The organism is Anabaena sp. UHCC 0253 (assembly GCF_009712085.1).
In the GTDB taxonomy this organism is placed as follows: domain Bacteria; phylum Cyanobacteriota; class Cyanobacteriia; order Cyanobacteriales; family Nostocaceae; genus Dolichospermum.
Map to the genome: position 1 here is coordinate 630,010 of NZ_VILD01000002.1, position 1,698 is coordinate 631,707.

General features: G+C 32.3%; 1 protein-coding gene. It reads right to left on the minus strand.

Annotation, left to right across the window (positions count from 1 at the left end):
* Positions 1-11 precede the first annotated feature (11 nt).
* A partial coding sequence (locus FJR38_RS07050) for a hypothetical protein (protein WP_254449374.1) occupies positions 12-1,698 on the minus strand: 1,687 nt, incomplete at its 5' end.

Consider the following 1,698-nt stretch of genomic DNA (forward strand, 5'->3'; position numbering starts at 1 on the left):
GCGCAAACTTCTTACCATTCCAGAGGGGAGATGTTTGTCGTGACCTTTTTCAGTTTCCACACTATTTCTTGTCTTAATTTTTCATCTTTACCCAACTTTACACCCCATTCTACATACTCTTCATCACTCCAAGCTAAACCTTCAGTTACTCCCACATTCATCATCATTGTATAGCTATTACGGGCTGCAAATTGTTCTCCTACCCTCGTAACTATGGGAATACACATCCATAATGTTTCTAGGGTTGTGGTTGCACCGTTGTAGGGATAGGTATCTAACACAATATCCGCGATCGCTATATTAGCACGATGTTCTGTACCTGTGGATGTAGAAGGTAAAAACCTTAACTGTTTTAAATCAACACCTTCTTCTTGTGCAATTGGATTGATAAAATTTTCTAAATCCTGATGATTTGTCAGATGGCTTTTCAGTAGAAAATAACTATTAGGAACTTGGTTAATAATTTGCATTTGTAAGCGAATATTATCAGGATTACGTTTGAATCCGGTTTGGGAACTAAAATAAACAATTCCATCTTCATCAATATCTAAAGATTCTCTACTAATAGTTGGTGTTCCCACAGTAAAACCATCAATGCCAATATAATTTTCTGGCAGTCGCCAAATCTTTTCACTATAATAATCCTGTGCTGATTCTGGTAATACATAATTATCAGCAATAAAATAATCCACAGTCGGACAACCTGTAGCATCATATCCTAGCCAACTAACTTGAATTGGTGCAGGTTTCATAGATAAAATAGCGCAATCTTTGTAAGAAGTGATACTATCTAAATCAACTAATATATCTATTTCATCTTGATTAATTTGATCTGCTATTTCTAGCATTGTGCGAGATTCCTGATGAAAATAATCACCAAATTCTTTAGCATAAGCTTGTTGTTGTAAATCCTGAGAAAAATGGCTTAAAGAATATAAATGAATTTCAAATTGTTGGCGATTATGATATTTTAATAACCACCAAGCCAAGAAACCAACAGAATGAGTACGAAAACATTCTGATAAATATCCTATTCTCAGAGGACGCTCACTCAAACTAGGACGAGATGACTGAAAACGTTGTTGATAAGTCTGAACATTCTCAGGAAACTTTTTCCATAGCATTTGTTGACATAAAGTAGCTAATCTATTACGAATTAGGCGATTTTCCCTGGGTTTATCTTCCATGTATAGCAAAAATGCACCTACTGGAATAATTTGATATACACTTTCACTTTCTGTTTTAGTATTTAACAAACTAGATAAATGTAATTTATATTTTTCGTAGGCTTGAACTGATTGTTCCCAATTACCACAAGAACTTAATAATGCTAGTAATAAAAAATGATTACCCAATATTTGATCAATCACTTCTTCAGAAACTGCCAAATATTTATTTATCCAATCAATAGATTCTTGATAATTTTTACCTATTTTTTGTATAGCAAAAATAATTATTCTCATACAATCTGGATTATTAGGTTGTAATTTTAACGCAATTTTTGCAAAATAAATTGATATATGATAGTAGGAAAATTCATAATAGGCATATAATTTGTTTTTTAATAATTCAAAAACAGTTTCAGATGCTAATAAATAAGGCATGAATGCTTCTATTAAGTTATCTATAAAGATAGGAGGATTAACTGGATCAGGAAGATTCAGCCCTAATTTTTCAATCAGTTGCACTAATAAAGTT